The sequence below is a fragment of the Sphingobium sp. CR2-8 genome (genome assembly GCF_035818615.1).
Lineage (GTDB): Bacteria > Pseudomonadota > Alphaproteobacteria > Sphingomonadales > Sphingomonadaceae > Sphingobium.
The window spans coordinates 2,635,083-2,657,963 of record NZ_JAYKZY010000002.1 but is presented as its reverse complement, the minus strand read 5'-3'; the positions used below and the strand labels follow the sequence as shown (position 1 = coordinate 2,657,963).

Here is a 22,881-nt window from a genome sequence, read left to right as displayed (position 1 = left end):
GCGTCAAATCTTCCAGCCCGAATGAATAGCGACCAGCCCGCCCAATATCGGTTCGACCTTCGTGTTCGCAAAGCCTGCCTCGCGGATCATGCTTTCGAATTTGGGCATGGGCGGGAAGCGGCGGATCGATTCGATCAGGTAGCGATAGCTGTCGGCATCATTGGCGAACAGCTTGCCCAGATGCGGCACCAGCTTGTGCGAATAGACGTCATAGACGTCCGAAAAGCCCGGCCAGGTGGTGGTCGAAAATTCCAGGCAGAAGAAGCGCCCGCCATATTTCAGCACACGGTTCGCTTCACGCAGCGCCTTGTCGATATGGGTGACGTTGCGGATGCCGAAGGCGATCGTATAGGCGTCGAACGCCCGGTCGCCGAAGGTCAGCTCTTCGGCATTCTGTTCCGACCAGATGAGGCCTTCATACCCTTTTTCTGCGCCCGCTCGACACCGACGGCCAGCATTTCGGGGTTGATGTCGGACACTGTGACCTGCGCGCCATGTTTGTGCATGCGGAACGCGATGTCGCCGGTGCCGCCCGCCATGTCGAGTATCTTTTCGCCTGGCCGGGGCTTTACCCGGCGCACGAACTGATCCTTCCACAGGCGATGCGCGCCACCGGACATGGCGTCGTTCATCAGATCATATTTGGCCGCCACGTTGGAGAAGACGTCGCGGACCATGCCCTGCTTGTCGGCGGCATCGACGTCGCGATAGCCGAAGGATGCTGTGTCGTTCATGGGCTTCGCTCTAGAGCATCGCGCGCAAAAGTGGGAACCGGTTTTGCGCAAAAGCGGTGCGAAAAGGAAAAAATCGGCGCTAGAGGCGATGCTGCGAGCCGCATGGCAGGGGCATAGGCTGTTCCGGCGCCTTGCAGAAGCGAAGGTTGGGCGCTTATCCCCTGTTGTCGCAGCATCCCAGCGCCTACATGGGTGGCCATGCCTGAACTTCCCGAAGTCGAAACCACCGTCGCGGGCCTGCGCGCCGTCCTGCAGGACAGCGTGCTGACCCGTGTCGAACCGCGTCGCGCGGACCTGCGCTTTCCCATTCCGGTCGACCTGCGCCAGCGTTTGACGGGCGCCACCGTCACTGGCCTGTCGCGCCGCGCCAAATATGGCCTCATCGAAACCGATCGCGGCGACATGATGATATTCCACCTCGGCATGTCGGGCCGCTGGCGAATCGATCCGACGGAGATCGGCACGCACGATCATCTGTTGTTGGAAACAGGTGGAGGCCATGTGCTGGCGCTCAACGATCCGCGCCGCTTCGGGTCGCTCGACCTCGTCCGGTCGGACGCCTGGGCGACCTATGCGCCCTTTACCCGCATGGGGCCGGAACCGCTGGGGCCGGATTTCGACGCTGCCCGCCTGGCCGCCGTGCTCAAGGGGAAAGCCACGTCGATCAAGGCGGCGCTGCTGGACCAGCGCGTCGTGGCGGGCCTGGGCAATATCTATGTGTGCGAAGCGCTCAACATGGCGGGCATCGACCCGACTCGGGCGGCGGGCAAGATCAGCCGACCGCGACTCGGGCTGCTGGTGGAGGCGATTCGCGACGTGCTGTCCGCCGCCATCGTGGCGGGCGGATCGACCCTGCGCGACTATGCCCGGCCCGATGGCGAGCTGGGCTATTTTTCCAAACAATGGCGCGTCTATGGGCGAGAGGGGCAGGCTTGCCTGTGCGGCGGCACGGTACAACGCCGAGTCGACGGTGGTCGATCGACCTTCTTTTGCCCGAAATGCCAGAAATAGCGCGGGTTCGACCGGTTGACGCATGCCGCTATCCCCTGTAAGGGGCGCTCCTTCACGAGGTGGGTCGGACCGTTCCGGCAGGCCTCTTCCCGAGATTGACGAGAACTGAGGACTGTAAATGGCCAATACGCCGCAAGCCAAGAAGCGCATCCGCCGCAACGAACGTCGCGCCGCCATCAATGGCGCCCGCATCAGCCGGATTCGTACCCTGGTGAAGAAGGTGGAAGCCGCTCTCGCCGCTGGTGACAAGGACGTCGCTGCGACGGCGCTTCAGGCCGTTCAGCCCGAACTGGCCCGTGGCGTCGCCCGTGGCGTGCTGCACAAGAACACCGCCGCGCGCAAGTTCGGCCGCCTGACCAAGGCTGTCAGCGCGCTCGCCTAAAACCCTTTCGGGTTTCGACAGATCACAAGGCCCGCCCCAGCGATGGGGCGGGCCTTTCGTCGTGTCTTCTCCAATCCGTCATATTTCATGATCGACCGATTTCCCGCGATTCGACGCACTGCGGCATAAAATGCAGATAATAAATCATTGAAATCACGCAATAAATTGATTGTCGGCCGTTTTCCGCGGCTTTGCTGAGTCAACGGCTTTATTTCACTTTTTTGAACCAAGCTGCCCTTGATCCGGCGCTCCCCCACCGTCTAGTTTTGAAATCCGGCCGCCGTCGAATCACCTTTCAGGCGGCCGTCATGTGAGATTGATTGTCGTGAAGGAACCGGAAGCGGGGGCGTTTCCGGACGAAGACCTTTGCGTCGTATTCCTGCCCGATCACGGGGGGCACAGTTGGTAGGATCGTCTAAGTCTATGAAGGATGTTGTGCGCGTGGTTGGCTGGCAGGACGGAGATGTGGGTCAGGCGGACGCCGGCCTGGAATCCGCCTGGACCGGCATTCGCGCCGGCCTGCGCCGCGATGTCGGCGCACGGATGTTCGACCAGTGGCTCAAGCCCGTGCGCCTGGGCGACTATTGCCCCGATTCGCAGACGCTCGACCTGCTGGTCTCTAGCGATTTCAGCGCGAACTTCGTGTCCGGCCAGTTCGGCGACCGCCTGCGCATGGCGTGGCGCAGCGCCGGGGTCGGCGTGCGTGAGGTGCGTCTGCGCCGCGCCCCCGACGCGACCGGGCCGCGCCTGCTGGAAGTCACGCCGGTCGAAACGCCGGTTGCGCCTGCGAACGACGCGCCGACCGTCGCCATCGCCTCCAATTTCCTGCCGCGCCATGGCTTTGCCGATTTCATCATCGGCGAAACCAACCGGCTGGCCTGTTCCGCCGCGCAGGCAATGGCAGGCGAAGCCACGCCACGTTTCAGCCCGCTCTTCATTCATGGCGGCACCGGGCAGGGCAAGACGCACCTGCTCCATGCCATCGCGCGCGCCTTTTCGGCCCATTCGCCTTCGCACGCGGTCCTCTACATGTCGGCCGAACGCTTCATGATGGAATTTGTGAATGCGATGCGGGCCAATGAAACGATGGCGTTCAAGGGGCGCCTGCGCGCCGCCCGCCTGCTGCTGATCGACGATATCCAGTTCATCGCGGGCAAGGGATCGACGCAGGAGGAGTTCCTCCACACGATCAACGACCTGATCGACAGCGGTGCGCGCATCGTCGTGACCGCCGATCGCGCGCCCCAGATGCTCGAATCGATCGATCCGCGCATCCTCTCGCGCCTGGCCGGTGGTCTGGTCGCCGACATCCAGCCCGCAGGGCTCGACCTGCGCCTCGCCATCCTCGAATCGAAGCGGGCGGTGGCGGGTGATCCGCCGGTGCCCGACGCCGTCATCGACTTCCTCGCCCGATCGATCCGATCCAATGTGCGCGAACTGGAAGGGGCGTTCAACAAGCTGGTCGCCTATGGGCAGCTGACCGGCCGCTCGATCGACCTCGATTTCGCGCAGAGCATGCTGGCCGACGCGGTGCGCGCCAATGCCCGCCGCATTACGGTCGATGAAATCCAGAAGGCCTGCGCCGCCCATTTCAAGATCGATCCGTCCGAAATGCGCTCCAAGCGCCGCGCCCGCGCGGTCGCCCGCCCGCGTCAGGTGGCGATGTATCTGGCCAAGAAGATGACGCCGCGCTCGCTGCCGGAGATCGGTCGCATCTTCGGCGGTCGCGATCACAGCACGGTGATCCACGCCGTCCGCACGATCGAACAGTTGCGCGAAAGCAATCCCGACATGGATGCCGACGTCCGCGCGCTCCAGCGCCTGCTGGAGGGGTAAAGGCGCCCTCTGGCGTCTGGCGCTGGAGCGGTTAGGCTGGGGCGCATGATTCGCGCCCTTGCCCTGCTGTTCGCCGCTCTCGTCGGCCTGTCCCCCGTGGCGGCCCAGACGCCGCTCCCGTCCACCGATGTGCGCGTTGCGTTGGACACCGACGCCGGCCGGATCGTCGTGGCGGTCCATCCTGACAAGGCGCCGGTCACTGCCGCCAATTTCCTGAAATATGTCGACCAGAAACGGTTTGACGGCACGGCCTTCTATCGCGGGGTCGGCGCACCCGACTATGGCTTCGTTCAGGGCGGCGCGCAAAATGATCCCAAGCGCATCCTGCCGCCGATCAAACATGAACCCACGACCCAGACGGGTCTCACCCATGATGACGGCGCGCTGTCGATGGCGCGCTATGCGCCGGGCAGCGCGACCGGTGACTTCTTCATCGTGCTGGGCAAAATGCCGGGCATGGACGCCCAGCCCCAGCAGACGAGCGGCGACAATCAGGGCTTCGCCGTCTTCGCCCATGTGGTGGAGGGGATGGACGTGGTGAAAGCCATACTGATCGCGCCCAAATCGCCGACGGCGGGGGAGGGCGTGATGAAGGGGCAGATGCTCGCCGCGCCGGTGAAGATCCTGACCGCGCGGCGGGTGCCCTAAGACTACCTCCAACCTGTTTGCGGTATTTAATCCTTGCCTGATTCTCGCTGATCCACGATTCGCGCTGCCGCCATGTCCGCGGTGACGTTGCCCACGGTGCGGAAGATGTCGGGCACCGTCTCCACTGCCAGGAGCAGCGGCAAGGCTTCCACCGGCACGCCCATCGCCAGGCATATGGGACCGGTGGTGGTGAAGAAGGTGATCTGGCTGGGCAGGCCCACCGCCGCCAGGCTGACGATCGCGGCCACCAGCACCCCCATGACAAGCTGCCCCGGCCCCAACGCCACGCCGTTCATCGCCGCCACATAGAGGGCGACGCCCAGATTGGCGGGCGGGCTTGTGACGCGAAACAGCGATATGGCGAGCGGCAGCACGATGCTGCGTGTCGTTTCGCGCACCGCCAGCGGCCCGTCGCTCGCCTGGATCATCGCGGGCAGCGATGCGATCGAACTTTGCGTGGAAAAGGCGATGGCCTGGGCAGGGACGGCCGCGCGCACGAAGCGACCCAGCCCGATCCGCCCGGCGATCACCGCCAGCGGATAGACCAGCAGCGTCACCGCCACGCAGATCAGCACGATGAAGCCGATATAGTGGAGCAGTGCCCCCGCCGTCGCCAGGCCCGATCGCGCGCCTGCGACCAGCGCCAGCGCGAACACGCCGATCGGGGCCAGCCACAAGACCCAGCCGACCACGACCAACAGCGCGTCGGCCAGCGCCTGGAAGAAACCGGTCAGCAGGGCGCGCCGCTCCGCCGCGATGCGCGTAACCGCAAAGCCGAACACCAGTGCGAACAGCACCACCGCGACGACCTGCCCCTCACTCGCCGCCTTGAGCGGATTGACCGGGATGAAGCCCAGCAGCCACTCTGCCGAGGGACGCACATCGGGGACGTCCGCCACGGCCTCCGCCCCCGCCAGCGCGCCGACCGCGCCGGGCGGGACCGGCCACAGATGCAGCATCAGCGGCCCGATCAGCGCGGCGACGGCGGCGGATGCGACCAGCATCACCGCGAACAGGGCGATGGCGCGTCCGGCCATGCCATCGGTCCGCGCGCTGGTCGCGGCCTGAGTGATGCCCGTCACCAGCAGCGCGAAGATGAGCGGGATCAACGGCATCTGCAATCCGCCCAGCCACGCCTTGCCGATCGGCTGCGCCACCGCGACGATCTCCGCGTCCCATCCGCCGCCCCATTCGGCCAGCGCGATGCCGCTCGCCAGCCCCAGGACGAGCGCGATCAGGATACGGACGGTCAAGGACATGGACGCTCTTCCCCGGGTCAGGCTGCCTTGGTGGCAACGGGCCGGGGCACGCTATCCGCTATTGTAGGGCAGGGAACAGTGGAAAATCGCATCGTGCGAGAAGGGGGGCGGGCGGTTCCAGCACAAGGCCCGATCCCTTCGCTTTGAGGGGATATGCAAAGCTGTTCCCCGACCTTCGTCGGGGAATAATGGATCGACGCAGAAACGAATCAAAAAAGGCCCGGCGTCTCGTGCGAAACGCCGGGCCTTTCAAATCTCGCTAGGCTGATCCTAGCCCTTTTTCTCGGGCGGCAGGGTGACCTTCACGCTTTCCCCATTCTGGCCAGGGAAGTTGGTGAACATCACGTCGATCAGGTTCGGCACCAGATAGGTCAGCTTGTTCGACAGCGACTGGGCGCTCGCCTTCCCTTCGAACAGGCGGCGATTGTCGGCTGCCCGGTCAATCTTCATGCTGAGGTCGCTGGTATAGACGGTATAGCTGCTCACATCGTTGAAGCCGCCACCGCCGAACAGCCAGGGATCATAGAAGCCGTAGCCCCATGGACGACCCCAGCGACCGCCGAAGCCGCCGCCCCAGGGACCGCCCCAACCGCCACCCCAGCCGCCGCCATAGGGGCCGCCGAAGCCGGTCGAGCGAACCTTTTCGCGGCCATTGTCGACATCATAGGCGACGCGCACGATCAGGTCGGCGCGCGCCGGGTCGCTGGCCGCGACATAGCCGGTCTGGGCCAGGCGCTGCCCAACCAGATCGGCATAATGGGAAAACTCCAGTCCACCGGCGAGCCGTGGATCGTCGGCGACGACATAATAGCTCTGCCCGGCGGGCGCGGGCAGCTGCTGGAAACGGGCGACATCGGCCTTGAAGCCGGTGGTGCAGCCCGACAGCGCCACCAGCGCCAAAGCGGGTGCCGCGATCATCCCGAACTTGTTGAAATAAGCCATGTTCTTACGTCCTAAACCAGGCGAAGCCGCCTGCGACCATCTTAGCGCCCTGCCTTAGCAAAACGCAACTGAACATCGTTTGAACGCACGAACCCGTCGAACGGACGCAAAACCATGTTCCAATTCTATGACGATGCGGACATGGTGATGCCGTCCCCCAAAGAAAAGGGGCTGCCCTTTCGGACAGCCCCCGTAACCGTAAAGCGACCAGGCCCAGCGCTCAGCGCATCAACCCCATCGCGTCATAGGCCGCGCGTAGCGTGGGTTCGGCCGCCGCCGCCGCCTTGGCCGCGCCCTTGTTCAGGATCGCGTCGAGCGCCGCGTCGTCGGTACGCAACGCCAGGAAGCGCTCGCGGATCGGGCGCAACGTCTCGACCAGCACCTCGCCCAGTGCGGGCTTGAACGCGCCGAACCCCTTGCCCGCGAAATCTGCACACACCGCATCGGGTGTCCGGCCGGTCAGCGTCGCGAAGATGCCGACCAGATTGCCGGCTTCGGGACGGCCCGCCAGCCCTCCCGCCGACTCCGGCAGCGGCTCCGGATCGGTCTTGGCCTTGCGTATCTTCGCCATGATCGCGTCGTCATCGTCGGTCAGGTTGATGCGGCTCATGTCCGACGGGTCGGACTTGGACATTTTCGCCGTGCCGTCGCGCAGGGACATGATCCGCGCCAATTCCTTGGGAATGATCGGATCGGGCAGGGTGAACAGGTCGACGCCGAAATCGCTGTTGAACTTGGCGGCGATGTCGCGGCAGAGTTCCAGATGCTGTTTCTGGTCTTCGCCCACCGGCACATGGGTGGCGTTATAGGCCAGGATGTCGGCCGCTTGCAGCACCGGATAGACGAACAGGCCCACCGATGCGCCTTCGCGATCCTTGCCCGCCTTGTCCTTGAACTGGGTCATGCGGTTGAGCCAGCCGATCCGCGCGGTGCCGTTCAGCAACCAGGCGAGCTCCGCATGGGCGGGCACGCGCGCCTGGTTGAACAGGACGCTGCGGTCCGGATCGATCCCGGCGGCGACCAGCGCGGCGGCCATGTCGCGCACGTTGCGGATGCGCTGTTCGCGCGCCTCATGCACGGTGATCGAATGCATGTCCGCCAGGAAGAAGAAGCACTGCGACGTTGCGTCCATCTCGTCCTGCATCCGCACCCAGTTGCGGATCGCGCCGAGGTAGTTGCCCAGGTGCAGATTGCCGGTCGGCTGGATGCCGGAAAGGACGCGCATGTGACTGATCCGTTCTTATGAAGTTGCACTTTTGCGGCGCATCAGCGCCTTGATGTCGGAGAGCCGATAGGCGCCCGTGACGAAGGAGGCCAGCCCGTACAGCGCCACGCCCGCGCCGACAAGCACGGCCAGCGCGACATAGCGCTGCACCATCGCGCCGATCAGCCAGGGGTCGAGCCAATCCTCGCCCGCCCACAGCGCGACGCCCATGATAAGTGCGGCGAGCGCGAGGCGAGGCAGGCGGCGGCGCAACCCCGCGTCGGCGGCGAAATGCCCGCGCTTCACCAGCGTCCTGTAGAGCATCGCGACATTGACGGTGGAGGACAGCGCGGTGGCGAGCGGCGGGCCGATATGGCCCAGCGTCGGGATCATCGCCAGATTGCCGACGATGTTGATGACGATCGACAGCATGGCGTAGCGCACCGGCGTCTTCGTATCACCGCGCGCATAATAGCCGGGCGTCAAAACCTTCACCAGCACATAGCTGGGCAGGCCGATCGAGAAAGCCGACAGCGCCCAGCCGCACCGCATCGCGTCGTCAGGCGTGAAGCGGCCATATTGGAACAGCCCGCGCACGATCGGTTCGGCGACCACCAGGAAGGCGACCGTCGCGGGCAGGGTCAGGAAGAGCGCCAGTTCGATGCCCCTGTTCTGCGTCTCCATCGCCTCGGCCTCCTGCCCCTTGGACAGCATGCGCGAAATGGTGGGGAGGAGGATGGTGCCAAGGCCGATGCCGATCAGGCCCAGCGGCAACTGGTTCAGCCGGTCGGCATAATAGATATAGGTGATCGAGCCGGACGCCAGCAGCCAGCCGGACAGGGCGGTCGAAATCAGCAGGTTGATCTGCGACGCGCCGGCTCCTGCGGCCGCCGGAACGATCAGCCGCAGCAGTTCGCGCACGTCCTTGTCCAGGCGCGGCCGCTTGATTTTCATCGACACGCCCGCGCGCTTGCAGGCCAGGATCAGCCAGAGCAGTTGCAGCGCGCCGCCGATCGTCACCGACATCGCCTGCACCCGCGCGGTTTCATATTCGTCCGCGCCATGGAAGAACCACAGGCCCGCGATCATCGCGAGGTTCAGCAATATGGGCGCGGCGGCATTGACCCAGAATTTGTCGAGCGAATTGAGGATGCCACCCAGCAAGGAGGCGAGGCTGATCAGCGCCAGATAGGGAAGGGTGATGCGCGACAGGGTGACGGCGAAGGCAAACTGCTCCGGCGTCGGATTCTGCCGTGCAAAGCCGCCCGACAGCGCCCAGGTGATCGGCCAGGCGGCCGCGATCAGGATGGCGGTGAAGAGGATCAGGACCGGCAGAAGCACCGCCAGCGCGCGCTCGGCGAAATCATAACCGGCCGGTAATCCGCCCTCGCCCGCCGCTTTCTTATTGAACAGCGGGATGAAGGCCGCGGAAAAGGCCCCCTCGGCAAAGAGCGCGCGGAACATGTTGGGCAGGCGGAAGGCGACGCCATTGAACGCGTCCGAAGCAAACCCGGCCCCAACATAGCGCGCCGCCAGCGAATCGCGCACCAGCGCCAGCACCCGGCTGGCAAGCGTCAGCCCGCCGACCGAACCAAGGGCGCGCACCAGTTTCATGCGCCTGACCCCTGATCCGTTCGCCCTGAGCTTGTCGAAGGGCTTCCTTTTCTTTCGAACAGCAGGAAGAGGCTTCGACAGGCTCAGCCCGAACGGCGTTGGGGGTCATGGCAAGTTATCAGGCGTGACCGGCCGGTTCGCCCGACGTCACTTCCATCTGCTGCGCCTGCTGCAAATACAGCGCGCCGAAATCGATCGGGTCGAGCAGCAGCGGCGGAAAACCGCCGTCGCGGATCGCGTCGGCCAGCACGCGACGGGCGAAGGGGAAGATCAGGCGCGGCGCTTCGGCCAGCATGAAGGGCTGTATCTGGTCTTCGGGCACGTTGCGCATGCCGAAAATCGCGGCGTAGAGCAGTTCGACGGCAAAGGCGGTGCCCTGCGGCGCGACGGCCTTCACTTCGATCTTCAGCGCGATTTCCAGAACGTCGTCCGCGACGCGCTCGGCGCCGATGTTGAACTGCACGTCGATCTGCGGCTGGTCCTGCCACTGATAGACCGCCGGTGCGTTCGGGTTTTCAAACGAGAGATCCTTCACATACTGGCTGATGAGTGCGATCTGCGGCGCGGTGTCGGCGCCGTTGCCGATATTGGTGGTGATGTGATCGGTTTCGTCGGCCATGCTCTGTTCCTGGACTTTCCCTATTGGCGGCGGCCCCAGGCCCCCGGATATTGATGACCCGCGCGCTTAGCAGGGGCGTGGGGGCAGGGCAATGCCACGGCCGAACAAGCGCGTATTTGAAGTTGGATGCAAACATGCCTATGTTGGTTGGAACATTGTCCCGCGTAAAAGGGTATAGCCTTCCGTGTATGTGATCGTCATCCTCGCCATGATCGCCGGTTTTCTGGCGCTGCGGCTCTATTCCGTGCTCGGCAAGCGTACGGGCCATGAGCAGGAGCCTGCGCTGCGTCCGACCGACGAACGCGCCAAGGTGACGGTGCTGCAACCCGGCCCCGTCGCGCATAATGGCGGCGACAGCGTTCGTCTCGCCGAAGGGCTGATCAGCCCCGGCGCGGAAAATGGCGTTCGGGCGCTGATCGCGACCGACCGGAATTTCGACGTCCCGCAATTCGTGGATGGCGCCAAGAGTGCTTACAAGATGGTGCTGGAAGCCTTCTGGCGGGGCGACCGCGACCAACTGGCGTGGTTGTGCGACGACGATGTCCGCGCCTCGTTCGAGGAAGCGATCGCCGCGCGCGAGGCGGAAGGGCAAGTGCTCGACAACCGTCTGGTCCGTATCGAAAAGGCGCAGATCGTCGAAGCATCGGTCAACGGCCGCGTCGCCGAGGTGGCGTTGCAGTTCGAAGCTGACATCGCCGCCATTACCCGTGACAGGGACGGCAACGTCGTCGCCGGATCGATGACCGACGCGGTCGGCACGAAGGATATCTGGACCTTCACCCGCGACATCCGCAGCGCGGACCCCAACTGGAAGCTTAGCGAAACCGACGAAGTCGCATGATCGCGCGCCAGTCGGGGGCGGCGCTGCTTGCAGCGCTGATGCTGTCTGCCTGCGCGGGCGGGATGATCCCGCCTTCGGCCGGTGGTCCCGCGCCCACTGCGAGCAATCCTCGCCCGTCCGGTGACAGTGCGACCCGTCCCGTTCCCGCCACGCCGCGCCCGACGCTGCCCGTGGAAATGCCGCTTGATCCGGCGTTGGACAAAAGCAATGCCGCTGCCCTGGGCGTCGCGCGTGGACCCGACATCGCCAGCCTGATCCCCTCGGGCGAACGCTCCCGCCTGGCGCTGCAGGCGTTCCGCATCTCCTGCCCGACGCTGATGCGCCGCACCGACAGCAGCGGCCTGACACGCGGGTCCGACTGGAACAACGCCTGCGCTGCGGCGTCCAGCTGGCCCGAGGCATCAGCGAGCGAATTTTTTTCGCGCTATTTCGAAGCGGTGCAGGTGGGGGACGGCAGCGCCTTCGTCACCGGCTATTATGAACCGGAAATCGCGGGATCGCGTACCCGGCAGCCGGGGTATGACGTACCGATCTACCGCCGCCCGACTGACCTGATCGACGTCGATCTCGGCCAGTTCAGCGACAGCCTGAAAGGCCGCACGATCCGGGGGAAGGTGCAGGGCACGAAATTCATTCCCTTCGACGACCGCAGCCAGATCATATCAGGGTCGCTCGCCGGGCGTGGTCTGGAACTGGCCTATGCCGCCGACCCGGTCGAGTTCTTCTTCCTTCAGGTGCAGGGCAGCGGGCGGCTGAACCTGCCGGACGGCGGTGTCATGCGCATCGGCTATGATGGGCAGAATGGGCGCGACTATACTGGCATCGGCAAGCTGATGAAGGATCGCGGCCTGATCCAGGCCGGGTCGATGCAGGACATCATGCAATATCTGCGCGCCCATCCCGTCGAAGGCGCGGCCATCATGAACGAGAATAAGAGCTTCGTCTTCTTCCGCGAACTGACCGGGGCCGGACCGCTTGGTGCGCTGGGCGTGCCGGTGACGCCCGAAGCGACCGTTGCCGCCGACCCGAAATTCATCCCTCTGGGCGCGCCGGTGCTGCTCTCGCTCGACCGCGCCGAACCCGCCGGTGTGTGGATCGCGCAGGATACTGGCGGCGCGATCAAGGGCGCCAATCGCTTCGACAGTTTCTGGGGCGCGGGCGCGCGGGCGCGGGGCATTGCCGGTGGCATGTCCGCGCGGGGCAGCGCGCTGGTGCTGCTGCCGATCGGTTCGGCGGCGCGCCTCGCCCGACCCTGATCCGCGCCATGGTCCGGCGTCGGCTGACCCAGGATGAAGAGGCGCTCTGGTTGGCGCTTGCCCGCACGGTGCGCCCGATCCGGCCCGGCGTCCGGCGTGTCGCGCCCGAGCCAGCCGCCGTCCCGCTACCGCCGCAAAAAGGGTTAACGCCCGCGCCTGCGCCACCCGTTGCTGCGCCCCCGCCGCGCAAGCCCACCGCCATGCTCGACACCGGATGGGAAAAGCGGATTCGCGGGGGCACCATCATGCCCGATATGAGCATCGATCTGCACGGCCACAGCCTGGCCGCGGCGCATGGTCAGCTCAACCAGGCGATCGCCGCCGCCCTGGCGCGCGACGTGCGCGTCATGCTGGTCGTGACCGGAAAACCCCCGAAAACGAAGGATGTGACGGATGCATCGCGACGGGGCGCGATTCGGGGCGAGATCGGCCATTGGCTCGAAACCAGCCCCTATGCCGATCGCATCGCCAGCGTCCGCATCGCCCATCCGCGCCATGGCGGCGATGGCGCGCTGTATCTGATATTGCGGCGCAAAAAATGAGGGCGTTTTCGCAAGCCCCGCTGATATTTTCTTAACCACTGTCCTTCATATCCGACGGTTTGAAGGTTCCGACATGGAATCATGGTCGGCTGGGAGGCACATGCAGGGCGTGACGTTGAAAAGCCGCGCCGCTGCCTTTGCCTGTGCCGCAGGGGCGCTGGTGTTCATCCTGTCGCTCGTCCTGGGCTATATGCCGGTCCAGGAAGACGAACTGGTGCAGATTGGCCGATCGCTCATCATCGCCATCTTGTGCGGCACGATGAGCTGGGCGTCGGCCCGCGGAGCATAGCCACCACCGCCATAGCGATCGATGCCGCCACGGAGCGCCTGCTGTCCGCCGCGCATGGCGACCTGCAATCGCGCGTGCCCGCCAATATCGGCCAGGAACTGCCCGACCTGGGCGTCGCGATGGAAAGCCTGTTCAGCCAGGTGCGCACCAACCTGGACCATGTCCAGACGCTCGCCCTGTTCGACCAGATCACCGGCCTTGCCAACCGCACCAGCTTCTGCCGTCAGGTCGAACGGCTGCTGGCCGATCGGGATGATGACGGCATCGCGACGCTATTCTTCATCGATCTCGACGGGTTCAAGGCGGTCAACGACACGCTGGGCCATGCGGCGGGCGACCAGTTGCTGGCGCGGGTCGCGGGGCGCCTGCGCGAAGTGGTGATGGCGCAGGTCAGCGCGGGCGGTGGCGACGCCGTCATCGGGCGCTTGGCCGGGGACGAATTTACGATGTTCTTCCCCCGTCTGGCCGGTACGGCGGCAGCGCAGCGGATCGCCCGCGCCATCCAGTTCGCGCTGGGCGAACGGTTCGACCTCGGGAGTCAGCATGTCGATCTGGGCGCGTCGATCGGCATCGCCTGCTATCCCGATCATGGTGCGACCCTGGCCGACCTTCTGCGCGCCGCCGACATCGCCATGTATCATGCCAAGCATCAGGGGCGCGGCCGCGCAGAAATCTACACCGCGACGCTGGCGCTGGAGGCGGAGGACCGCGCCGAACTGGAGCGCGACCTGCTGCGCGGGCTGGAGCGGGAGGAGTTTCTGCTCGAATTTCAGCCGCAGATCGACGTCGCCAGCGGCCGCGCCATCACGGCCGAAGCCCTGGTGCGCTGGGCGCATCCGGAGCGCGCGCTGATCCTGCCGGGCGCCTTCGTGCCAGTGGCGGAGGAAAGCGGGGCGATCGTCGCGCTGGGCGACTGGGTGATGAGCCGAGTGTGCCAGACCGCCGCACGCTGGGCGCAGGCGGGCGTGGAACAGCGTATCGCCGTCAACATCTCCACCCGCGAACTGGCGCAGGCCGACTTCTTCCTGCGCCTGCGGCACGCCATGTCGGTGCATGCGACGCCGCCGTCCATGCTGGAACTGGAAATCACCGAATTGCTCGCGATGGACATCGACCCGCGCGTGCTGGAACAATTGCGCGCCTTACGCCGCGACGGCGTATGCATCGCCATCGACGATTTCGGCACCGGCTATTCCAATCTGTCGCGGCTGAAGGAACTGCCCGTCGACCGGGTCAAGATCGACCGCAGCCTGGTACGCGACATCGCCACCTCCGCCGAAGCCCGCACCATCTGCTCCGCCGTGGTCGGCCTGATCCAGGGGCTGGGCATGGAAGTGGTGGTGGAAGGCGTCGAAAGCGAAGCGCAGATGGACGTGTTGCGCATCATCGGCTGCCGCCTGTTCCAGGGCTATCACCTCGCCCGCCCGACGGGCGAGCAGGCCTATCTCGAACGGTTCGCCACACAGATGGAAGAACAGGCCCGCGACGCGGGGTAGGTCGGGTTTGGGTGGCTAGTGGCTGGGCGGGTTTACGGGTGCAATTCCCGCATAGCTGACATGAAATTCACCGTCACCCCAGCGAAGGCTGGGGTCTCAGGCGGCGGTGCGATACGGTGGGATATGACGCGAGGCGGCTACACCTACATCATGACCAACAGGCCGAGGGGCACGCTTTATATCGGCGTCACCACTAATATCGTTGCGCGCGCCGAACAACATCGAAACGGCACTGGCTCCGGCTTTTGCAAGAAGTACGGGCTAACTCGCCTTGTCCTGGTCGAGCCACATGATGACATCAGGCTCGCCATCGCCCGCGAGAAGGCACTCAAAGCCTGGAAACGCGAATGGAAAATCCGGCTGGTGGAAGAAGGCAATCCAGATTGGCGCGATATGTCAGATGTTATCTTCTGACGCCTGAGACCCCAGCCTTCGCTGGGGTGACGATAAGAGGGAACAGCCGCTTCCAAGTCATGGCACAGCATATTCTAAAGGCCACTTCTGGTCGATTTTGCTCAGTCCGCCTTTGGCGAAAGCCTCATCACCAGCACGTCGCCCGGCAAGGGTGGTTTGCGAAAGGCCTGCTTTCAACGCTCGACTAACATCGGCGTTAATATGTCCGTCATGCCAGCGAAGGCTGGCATCTTAGGCGGAGGCACGCAATGCTTGGTCGCGGCGCTTGTTCAAGTCGATACCACCATCGCCTGAGACCCCAGCCTACGCTGGGGTGACGTAGTAAATTTGCCTGCTCTAAGCAATGCTGCGCCACGACCGACCGATGAAAAATGGCCGGTAACTGACCCTTACCCGCTCGCTACTTCACACCAGCGCCCGCTCCACCACCAACGCGTAGATCTTCGTCAAATCCCGCAAATCTGCGACCGCCACCGCCTCGTCGAGCTTGTGCATCGTCGCGTTGTTCAGGCCGAACTCCACCACCGGGCATAGGCGCGACAGGAACCGCGCGTCGGACGTGCCGCCGGTGGTCGAGAGCTCCGTCTCCACGCCGGTCACGTCGCGGATCGCGCCGCTCACCAGGTCGCTGAACGCGCCCGGCTGGGTCAGGAAGGATTCGCCACTGATCTTGGCGTCCACCGTGCCGCCTTCGGTTGCCGCTATCGCTTTGATCCGCTCGATCAGAGACGCGCCTGAATGCTGGTCGTTGAAACGGATCGATATCCGCGCGGTCGCAGCGCCAGGGATGACGTTATGCGCGACATTGCCGACTTCCAGATCGGTAATCTCGATATTGCTGGGCTGGAACCAGTCGGTCCCTTCGTCCAGCACGTCCGCCTCGATCAGCGTCAGGATGCGAACCAGCTTCGGGATCGGATTGTCGGCCAGATGGGGGTAGGCGACATGGCCCTGCGATCCGGCCACGCGAATCCACATATTCACCGATCCGCGCCGACCGATCTTCACCACGTCGCCCAGCCGCGCCGACGATGTCGGTTCCCCCACCAGGCACAGGTCCGGGCGCAGGTCGCGCGCCTTCATCCGGTCCATCAGCGCCAGCGTGCCGTAAACCGCCGGACCTTCCTCATCGCCCGTGATGATCAGGCTGATCGTGCCGGATATATCATCGGGCAGCGCGTCCAGCGCCGCGACGAAGGCGGCGATCGAACCCTTCATATCCACCGCGCCCCGCCCATAAAGCAGGTCGCCGCGAATCTCCGGCACGAAAGGATCGCTGGTCCAGCCCGCGCCCGGCGGCACGACGTCCAGATGCCCGGCAAAGGCGAAATGCGGTCCAGCCCCGGTGGTGCGCCAGGCGAGCAGATTTTCCACCGGCCCGTCGGGCGCTTCGCCCACCACGAACCGGTCGACGGTAAAACCGCGCGGGACCAGCATCTCTTCCAGAACGGCGAACACCTCGCCGGTCGCGGGGGTTACGGACGGGCAGGCCAGCAGGCGCTGGGCCAGGGCCACGACATCATTGGTGCTGGTCATGCTCATGCCATCGCGTTAGCGAAAGCCATGTCTGTTGACCAGTGACAGGAGGAGGACGACCATGCCCCGGATCGACCTGAAAACCATCGCGCAGAGTAACAGCACCGGCTATCCCGGTGACCATGCGGCCATCGTCGCAGGACGTTGGGTGCGCCGACTCGGTCTCGTTCATGGCCTCAGCGATTTCGGCGTCAGCCATGTCGTGCTGAAACCCGGCGCGGCGTCCTCCCACCGCCACTGGCATGAGGATGAGGACGAATTTCTGGTCATGCTGGCGGGGCAGGCGGTCCTGGTCGAGGAAGGCGCTCGTACGCCGATGGGGCCGGGCGACATGGCGGCTTTTCCGAAAGGGGAGCCGAACGGCCATCATCTGGTCAATGACGGTACGGACGATTGCGTCTTCGTCGCCTTCGGACGGCCGCCGACCGGGGATTGCCATTATGCCGATATCAACCTTCTCTGGTCGGGCGGCGCATATCGCCACAAGGATGGGAGCAGCTATTGACGATGCGGATGGATCGGCGCGGCATGATGACCGGCGCGATGCTCGGCATGGGGGCGGGGATGGGCGGATGGCTGACGACGACGCCTGCCGCCGCCGCTGCGCCGCTGGTCAAGCCGCCCCGGTTGCGCGCGGGTGATACGGTCGGGCTGATCGAACCGGCGGGTTTCACCGACGATGCGTTCGACCTGGACCTGGTCAAGGACACGATCGTCGCCATGGGATTGAAGCCCAAGGCCGCGCCGCATCTGGCCGGGCGCTATGGCTATCTGGCCGGGACCGACGCGGACCGGGCGGCCGACGTCAACGCCATGTTCGCCGACCCGGATGTCCGCGCGGTCTTCGCGGTGCGCGGCGGCTGGGGCTGCGCGCGCATCCTGCCCCGGCTGGACTTCGCCGCCATCCGCCGCAATCCCAAGCTGCTGGTCGGCTTTTCGGACATCACCGCGCTGCACCTGGCCTTTGCGGCGAAGGCGGGCTTCACCACCATCCATGGCCCCAATGCGGCGAGCAGCTGGGGCGCCTATAGCTGGGACGCCTTCCGCGCTGTCGCCTTCGACGCGGCCACGCCGACCTTTTCCAATCCGCAAGGGCATGAGGATCGCCTGGCGCAACGGGCCGGGCGCATCCGCACCTTCCGCCCCGGCGTAGCGCGGGGCAGGCTGCTCGGCGGCAACCTCACCGTGCTGGCGGCGCTGATGGGCACGGCCTATCTGCCCGACTTCACCGGCGCGATTCTCTTTATCGAGGATATCAGCGAAGCGCCCTACCGGATCGACCGCATGCTCACGCAGCTGACCCTGGGCGGGGTGCTGGGCAAGCTGGCGGGGGTCGTCTTCGGCCAATGCACCGACTGCGGTCCCGGCGGCCCGAGCTATGGCGGCTTCACCCTGTCGGAAGTGCTGCAACAGCATCTCGAACCGCTCGGCATCCCCGCCTTCCAGGGCGGCCAGTTCGGCCATGTCGCCAACCAATATAGCCTGCCGCTGGGCGTGCAGGCGGAAATGGACGCAAGCGCCGGGACGATTCGATTGCTGGAGGCGGCGGTGGCGTAGGACTGAGGCGCAGGATATCGGACTCCGTCAGCTAGGGCTCGACCCGGGATCTCGCTTTCTCTCAAACACGAAAAAGAAGCATCCCCCAGATCGGGCCCGGGGTGACGATCTTTACGCTATCCTCGCCTATCTTTTCCCATCCAGCCCAACCACGGTCCCGCTCCCGGCTGGCTCGCCTGCCATCCCCGCCGCCACCTTCTCCGCCGTCGCCATCACCCGCAGCACATTCTCGCCGACCAGCTTCGCGATATCCTTGTCGCTCCAGCCCCGCCGCATCAGTTCGCTCAGCAGCGCCGGGTATGTCTGCACGCCGCCCAGCCCCTGTGGCAGCGACCCGACGCCATCGAAATCGCTGCCGATCCCGACATGATCGACCCCAGCGACTTTGGCGATATGGTCGATATGGTCCGCCACCTGGGCCAGCGTGACCACCGGTTCGGGATTGGCCTTTTCCCAATCCGCCAGCGCCTTCTTCGCACCTTCCGGATCGCCGATATAGAGGCCACCGAAGGGCGGCGCATTATAGCGCGCGATTTCGCCGCTGCGGGCCGCACCCCAGATGCGGCGCGCCTCCGACACATATTGCGGGGCATAGTTCACCATCACCACGCCGCCATTGGCCGCCACCTGTTTCAGCACCGCGTCCGACACGTTGCGCGGCGTGTTGCAGATCGCCCGCGCGTTGGAGTGGGAAAAAATCCCCGGCGCCTTGGTCACGCGCAGCGCGTCCAGCATCGTCGCCTCGCTCACATGGCTCAGGTCCACCAGCATCCCCAGCCGGTTCAGCTCGTGCACCACCGCCTCGCCGAACGGGGTCAGCCCGTCATGCTGCGGATTGTCGGTCGCGCTGTCCGCCCAGGCGGTGGTGCGGGCGTGAGTCAGTGTCAGATAGGATGCGCCCAAGGCGCGAAAGCTGCGCAGCACGGCCAGGCTGCCGTCGATCTGGCCGCCCCCTTCGACGCCCAGCAAGGACGCGACCCGTCCGCTCTTGTGCGCGGCGCGCAGCTGCGCTGCCGTCGTCACGAAGGCGAAATCCTTGGGGTAGCGCCGCGCGAAACTATGGGCCAGGTCGATCTGGTCCAGCGTGTCCTTCGCCTGCTGCAATTCGGGCAGGTCCGCCGACACCCAGACCGACCAGAATTGCCCGCCCACGCCCCCGGCGCGCAGCCGTTCGATGTCGGTATGGAAGGTCGCCGGGTCCAGCCGTTCCAGCGGCATCGTCCAGCGCGCATCCTTCGCCTTCTCTGCGAGTGCCTCGGGCCAGTCGTTATGCCCGTCGATCAACGGCGTCGCCTTGAGTATCCTAGCGACCCGTGCGGCATAGGGATCGGTGGCGGCCTGGGCGGTGGCCACAGACAGGATCAACGGCAGCAAGGCCAAGGACAGGCGTTTCATCGGGCCGCAGGCTAAGGCCGCACCGATCCAAGTCAATCGCACGCCCACAAGAAGAGGGCAGGATAGGGCTTCCCCCCTGCGCCCGGCCTGCCTATCCTGCCCGTGATGATTGATCCGCTCGTCCTGCTACAGGCCTATTCCATCGGCGTTTTCCCCATGGCCGACGATCGCGACGCGCAGGATGTCTATTGGGTGGAGCCGAAACGCCGCGCGATCCTGCCGCTCGAGGGCTTCCACCTGTCGCATTCGCTGTCCAGGACGATCCGCCGCGACCGGTTCCGCGTCACCGCCAACCGCGCCTTCCCGCAGATATTGGCGCTCTGCGCGCAGGCCGCGCCGGATCGCCCGTCGACCTGGATCAACCACCAGATCGAAGCTGCCTATCGCCACCTGCACGAAGCCGGTTTCGCCCATTCGATCGAGGTATGGGCGGGGGAGGAACTGGTCGGCGGCCTCTATGGCGTGGCGATCGGCCGCGCCTTCTTCGGCAAATCGATGGTATCGCGCCGCACCGACGCGTCGAAGGTCGCGCTCGCCTGGCTGGTGGCGCGGCTGCGGTTCGGCGGCTTCACCCTGCTCGACTGCCAGTTCATGACCGACCATCTGCGCATGATGGGCGCAGTCGAAATCAGCCAGCGCGACTATCTTCAGTTGCTGGGCGCGGCGACCGGGGGCGTGGCGCTGGGGGCAGGGGCGGGCGCGCTGGCCGCCGGGTCTGGCGCGGCCGCCGCGCTGGCGTTCGCGCCGCTGGCGGGCGCGGACGCCGCGATCGGCTCGCCCTTGCCGCCCAGCTTGACCGTGTCCGGACCTGCCTGCGGCCATTCCATCGTACAGCTTCTGACCCACACGTCGTAGACCGGGTGCTGTACGACATTGCGGTCGGGCCGTTCGCGGAACAGCCAGCCGGAAAAATTGCGCCGCCACTTCCCGTCCGCGCTGCTGCGCACGTCCAGTTGCACGAACGCCCCGGTTTCCTGCACATTTTCCCATGGCGCACTGGTTTCGCACGCCTGCAACCGCACGATCGCATCGCCCACGCGCAGCGCTTCGCCCGGCTTCATCGTTAAGTCGCGGGTCAGCCCGTTGCGCTTGTTGAGCAGGCCGATGACGGCGGTGCGTTCCGCCATGGGGGTGCCGGGCAGCACGTCGCCGCCGCCTGCGCGGATCGGCGATCCCTCGACCTTGACCGGGCCGCTCTGGTTCGCCGTCGGCACGTCGTTCTTGCCGCACGCGGACAGCGCCAGCGCACAGGATAGAAGGGGAAGGCCGTGCAGGATCGGCGGGACGATTCCCGCCGGACGCCGGGTCATGCCGCGTCGGGGCTCCACGCCTCGTAATCGCCGGTCGCCTTCTGGCGCTGGCCGCCCTTTTCGAGCGCGCCGGACGGGCGATAGGCCTGGGTGGTGCCGGTGGCGTTGGGGGTCGATTCCTTTTCCCAGATGCGCGGCGGCGGCAGGAAGCTTTCGGGCGCACCTTCGATCGAATGGTGCAGCCAGCCATGCCATTCGGCGGGCACGCGGCTGGCGTCGTTCACGCCATTATAGATCACCCAGCGGCGCGTCAGGCCATTGGGGTCGACGCCGCCCTGATAATAGATATTGCCCTGATGGTCCTCGCCGACCTTGCTGCCCTTGCGGGAGGTGAAGAGCGAAGTGCCGATGGTCGCACCATCCCACCAGGTGAAGATCTTGCCGAGGATACCCATGGGTCCAGCGCTTAGCGGCTGCGGGCGGGCTGGGCAAGGAGGATGTGGCGCTATCGGGGTGCAGCCGGACAGAAATTCAGATCGGTCGTGATCCTTTCCTTCGGCACGGCGCAACCGCCCCATCCGACCCGGTCCCCCTCCGCTATCCCCAGTTCCGCCGCCCGTCCGCCACGCAGTTCCAGCACCGCCGCTACCGGCACCCCCGCCGATATCGGCACGCGCGAATAGGGCTGCGCCTGCGCCTGCAGGAAAGCGATCGTGCCGTCGGTATGGATGAAGACCATGTCGAGCGGGATCAGCGTATCCTTCATCCAGAAACTCGCCGTGCGCGGTGGGTCCATCGGAAACAACATGCCCCCATCCGCGCTCAGGGTCTTGCGGAACATCAACCCCTTTTCCTGTTCCTGCGGCGTGGCGGCAACCTCGACATCGAAACGATGCGCAGCTTTGGCGGTGCGGATGACGACCGGCAGCGTGGTGGCGACCGCCTGCGGCTGCGCGCTGTTGTCGGACGTTGGCTGCGGGTCGGAGCAGGCGGTCAGCAGGCCGAGGGCGACTAGGGCGGAGAGGCGGATCATGCACCCTGCCTAATGCGATTCGCTGGGCAAGGGGAGGGCGTTAACCTTATCGTGGTGGAGAATGGGATGGCTGCAAGCATGGATTTCAGGTTGCGAGCATTTCTGGTCTCCACAATAGCGGGTAGCATTACTTGGAAGTGGCTTTTCCCTTTATCGTCACCCCAGCGAAGGCTGGGATCTCAGGCGTCAGAAGATAACGTCTAACATATCGCGCCAATTTGGATTGCCTTCTTCCACAAGCCGGCTTTTCCATTCGCGTTTCCAGGCTTTGAGCGCTTTCTCGCGGTCGATGGCGAGCCTGATGTCATCATGTAGCTCGACCAGAACAAGGCGGGTTAGCCCGTATTTCTTGCAAAAGGCGGAGTCGGCGCCGTTTCGATGGTGTTCGGCGCGCGCAGCGATGTCGGCTGTGACACCGATATAGAGGACGCCTCTTGGCTTGTTGGTCATGATGTAGGTGTAGCCGCCTCGCGTCATATCTCACCGTAGCGCACTGCCGCCTGCGACCCCAGCCTTCGCTGGGGTGACGGTGAATTTATGTCAGCTATGCGGGAATTGCACCCGCAAACCCGCCTACCCACTAGCCACCCAAAATCCCCCTTCCAAAATAGGATTTCATCTGTTCTATCCTTGTCGATGGAACCGCACCCGCACCCCAATCCGTCCGCGCCCGGCGCGAACCTCGCCATGGACCGCGCTCGCTGGACGCCGGACAAGCAGCGCCTCTTCCTCGCCAGCCTGCTTTCGACCGGCAACGTCACACAGGCGGCGCGCATCGTCAGCATGTCGCCCGCCAGCGCGCATCGGCTGCGCCGTCGCCTTGCGGGCACGCCGTTCGACCGCAGTTGGGCCAATGCGCTGGCGCTTCATGCGCAAAGCCTGGCCGATCCCTTCGCCGGCCATCCCGCCCGACCCGTGACCCGGCAGGCGCGTGGCTGATGCGTGGGCGGCGCGTGACGGTGACCCAGATGGCGCGTCATCCTGACGCAAGCGACGCGTGGCTGTCGCTTCGCGAGTGCGTTC

22 protein-coding genes and 3 pseudogenes are annotated in these 22,881 nt (G+C 65.3%); 13 read left to right on the top strand and 12 right to left on the bottom strand.

The annotated features are described in order from the left end of the window. Positions 1-3 precede the first annotated feature (3 nt). Positions 4-734, bottom strand: a pseudogene (locus tag U5A82_RS16825) (class I SAM-dependent methyltransferase). A 198-nt stretch (positions 735-932) separates the two neighbouring features. Here U5A82_RS16825 and mutM point away from each other — a divergent pair. The 4 genes from mutM to U5A82_RS16805 all read left to right on the top strand — a co-directional run bounded on the left by mutM (position 933) and on the right by U5A82_RS16805 (position 4,611). Continuing rightward, positions 933-1,745 (top strand): bifunctional DNA-formamidopyrimidine glycosylase/DNA-(apurinic or apyrimidinic site) lyase, encoded by an 813-nt coding sequence (gene mutM, locus U5A82_RS16820; RefSeq protein ID WP_326291981.1) that lies wholly within the window; start codon positions 933-935, stop codon positions 1,743-1,745. Positions 1,746-1,863: 118 nt separating this feature from the next. After that, positions 1,864-2,127: a 30S ribosomal protein S20 gene (rpsT, locus tag U5A82_RS16815; RefSeq protein WP_261936288.1), complete on the top strand. Its 264-nt coding sequence runs from the start codon at positions 1,864-1,866 to the stop codon at positions 2,125-2,127. A gap of 423 nt (positions 2,128-2,550) precedes the next feature. Beyond that, positions 2,551-3,963: a chromosomal replication initiator protein DnaA gene (gene dnaA, locus U5A82_RS16810; protein WP_326291978.1), complete on the top strand. Its 1,413-nt coding sequence runs from the start codon at positions 2,551-2,553 to the stop codon at positions 3,961-3,963. A 45-nt stretch (positions 3,964-4,008) separates the two neighbouring features. Next, entirely contained in the window at positions 4,009-4,611 is a 603-nt protein-coding gene (locus U5A82_RS16805) for a peptidylprolyl isomerase (RefSeq protein WP_326291977.1), read from the top strand. A gap of 26 nt (positions 4,612-4,637) precedes the next feature. Here U5A82_RS16805 and U5A82_RS16800 read toward each other — a convergent pair whose 3' ends face one another. The 5 genes from U5A82_RS16800 to secB all read right to left on the bottom strand — a co-directional run bounded on the left by U5A82_RS16800 (position 4,638) and on the right by secB (position 10,249). Next, the gene (locus U5A82_RS16800; RefSeq protein WP_326291976.1) at positions 4,638-5,870 is read right to left on the bottom strand and encodes a dicarboxylate/amino acid:cation symporter; all 1,233 of its coding nucleotides are present in this window, start codon (positions 5,868-5,870) and stop codon (positions 4,638-4,640) included. A gap of 270 nt (positions 5,871-6,140) precedes the next feature. After that, a complete protein-coding gene (locus tag U5A82_RS16795; protein ID WP_326291975.1) occupies positions 6,141-6,812 on the bottom strand; it encodes a DUF4136 domain-containing protein in 672 nt (223 codons plus the stop codon). A gap of 220 nt (positions 6,813-7,032) precedes the next feature. After that, the gene (gene trpS, locus U5A82_RS16790; protein ID WP_326291974.1) at positions 7,033-8,037 is read right to left on the bottom strand and encodes a tryptophan--tRNA ligase; all 1,005 of its coding nucleotides are present in this window, start codon (positions 8,035-8,037) and stop codon (positions 7,033-7,035) included. Between the two features lie 15 nt (positions 8,038-8,052). Further along, entirely contained in the window at positions 8,053-9,630 is a 1,578-nt protein-coding gene (gene murJ / locus U5A82_RS16785; protein WP_326291972.1) for a murein biosynthesis integral membrane protein MurJ, read from the bottom strand. A 118-nt stretch (positions 9,631-9,748) separates the two neighbouring features. Next, positions 9,749-10,249, bottom strand: a complete 501-nt coding sequence (gene secB, locus U5A82_RS16780) for a protein-export chaperone SecB (protein ID WP_326291971.1) — start codon at positions 10,247-10,249, stop codon at positions 9,749-9,751. Positions 10,250-10,433: 184 nt separating this feature from the next. Between secB and U5A82_RS16775 the strand changes: the two genes are divergently transcribed. From U5A82_RS16775 to U5A82_RS16755, 5 genes and pseudogenes are all read left to right on the top strand, one after another. Then, positions 10,434-11,090, top strand: coding sequence for a Tim44/TimA family putative adaptor protein (locus U5A82_RS16775; protein ID WP_326291970.1), 657 nt, complete (start codon positions 10,434-10,436; stop codon positions 11,088-11,090). After that, positions 11,087-12,346, top strand: coding sequence for a murein transglycosylase A (gene mltA / locus U5A82_RS16770; protein WP_326291969.1), 1,260 nt, complete (start codon positions 11,087-11,089; stop codon positions 12,344-12,346). Before U5A82_RS16775 ends, mltA begins: the two co-directional genes overlap by 4 nt. Before the next feature lie 8 nt (positions 12,347-12,354). Next, complete coding sequence (locus tag U5A82_RS16765; protein WP_326291968.1) at positions 12,355-12,888, top strand: Smr/MutS family protein; 534 nt, start codon at positions 12,355-12,357, stop codon at positions 12,886-12,888. Between the two features lie 100 nt (positions 12,889-12,988). After that, positions 12,989-14,673: pseudogene (locus tag U5A82_RS16760) on the top strand (putative bifunctional diguanylate cyclase/phosphodiesterase). Between the two features lie 60 nt (positions 14,674-14,733). After that, complete coding sequence (locus tag U5A82_RS16755) at positions 14,734-15,087, top strand: GIY-YIG nuclease family protein (RefSeq protein ID WP_326291967.1); 354 nt, start codon at positions 14,734-14,736, stop codon at positions 15,085-15,087. 405 nt (positions 15,088-15,492) lie between these two features. Here the strand turns inward: U5A82_RS16755 and dapE are convergent, their stop codons facing one another. Further along, a complete protein-coding gene (gene dapE / locus U5A82_RS16750; protein WP_326291966.1) occupies positions 15,493-16,629 on the bottom strand; it encodes a succinyl-diaminopimelate desuccinylase in 1,137 nt (378 codons plus the stop codon). A gap of 55 nt (positions 16,630-16,684) precedes the next feature. On the opposite strand from dapE, the gene U5A82_RS16745 reads away from it, so the two are divergent. Continuing rightward, a complete protein-coding gene (locus U5A82_RS16745; RefSeq protein WP_326291965.1) occupies positions 16,685-17,128 on the top strand; it encodes a cupin domain-containing protein in 444 nt (147 codons plus the stop codon). Between the two features lie 2 nt (positions 17,129-17,130). After that, a complete protein-coding gene (locus U5A82_RS16740) occupies positions 17,131-18,180 on the top strand; it encodes a S66 peptidase family protein (protein WP_326292973.1) in 1,050 nt (349 codons plus the stop codon). A 126-nt stretch (positions 18,181-18,306) separates the two neighbouring features. Here U5A82_RS16740 and U5A82_RS16735 read toward each other — a convergent pair whose 3' ends face one another. Beyond that, the gene (locus tag U5A82_RS16735; protein ID WP_326291963.1) at positions 18,307-19,575 is read right to left on the bottom strand and encodes a dipeptidase; all 1,269 of its coding nucleotides are present in this window, start codon (positions 19,573-19,575) and stop codon (positions 18,307-18,309) included. A 102-nt stretch (positions 19,576-19,677) separates the two neighbouring features. Here U5A82_RS16735 and aat point away from each other — a divergent pair, with 102 nt between their 5' ends. Next, positions 19,678-20,430, top strand: coding sequence for a leucyl/phenylalanyl-tRNA--protein transferase (aat, locus tag U5A82_RS16730; RefSeq protein WP_326291962.1), 753 nt, complete (start codon positions 19,678-19,680; stop codon positions 20,428-20,430). Positions 20,431-20,465: 35 nt separating this feature from the next. On the opposite strand, the pseudogene U5A82_RS16725 reads toward aat, so the two are convergent. From U5A82_RS16725 to U5A82_RS16710, 4 genes and pseudogenes are all read right to left on the bottom strand, one after another. Further along, positions 20,466-20,636 (bottom strand): annotated as a pseudogene (locus tag U5A82_RS16725) (DUF2155 domain-containing protein); the annotation flags it as partial. 245 nt (positions 20,637-20,881) lie between these two features. Continuing rightward, positions 20,882-21,280, bottom strand: a complete 399-nt coding sequence (locus U5A82_RS16720) for an NADH:ubiquinone oxidoreductase subunit NDUFA12 (protein WP_326291961.1) — start codon at positions 21,278-21,280, stop codon at positions 20,882-20,884. Positions 21,281-21,330: 50 nt separating this feature from the next. Continuing rightward, positions 21,331-21,858, bottom strand: a complete 528-nt coding sequence (locus U5A82_RS16715) for a DUF192 domain-containing protein (RefSeq protein WP_326291960.1) — start codon at positions 21,856-21,858, stop codon at positions 21,331-21,333. Positions 21,859-22,044: 186 nt separating this feature from the next. Continuing rightward, entirely contained in the window at positions 22,045-22,335 is a 291-nt protein-coding gene (locus U5A82_RS16710) for a GIY-YIG nuclease family protein (protein WP_326291959.1), read from the bottom strand. Between the two features lie 159 nt (positions 22,336-22,494). Here U5A82_RS16710 and U5A82_RS16705 point away from each other — a divergent pair, with 159 nt between their 5' ends. Then, complete coding sequence (locus U5A82_RS16705; protein WP_326291958.1) at positions 22,495-22,797, top strand: terminase small subunit; 303 nt, start codon at positions 22,495-22,497, stop codon at positions 22,795-22,797. Positions 22,798-22,881 lie beyond the last annotated feature (84 nt).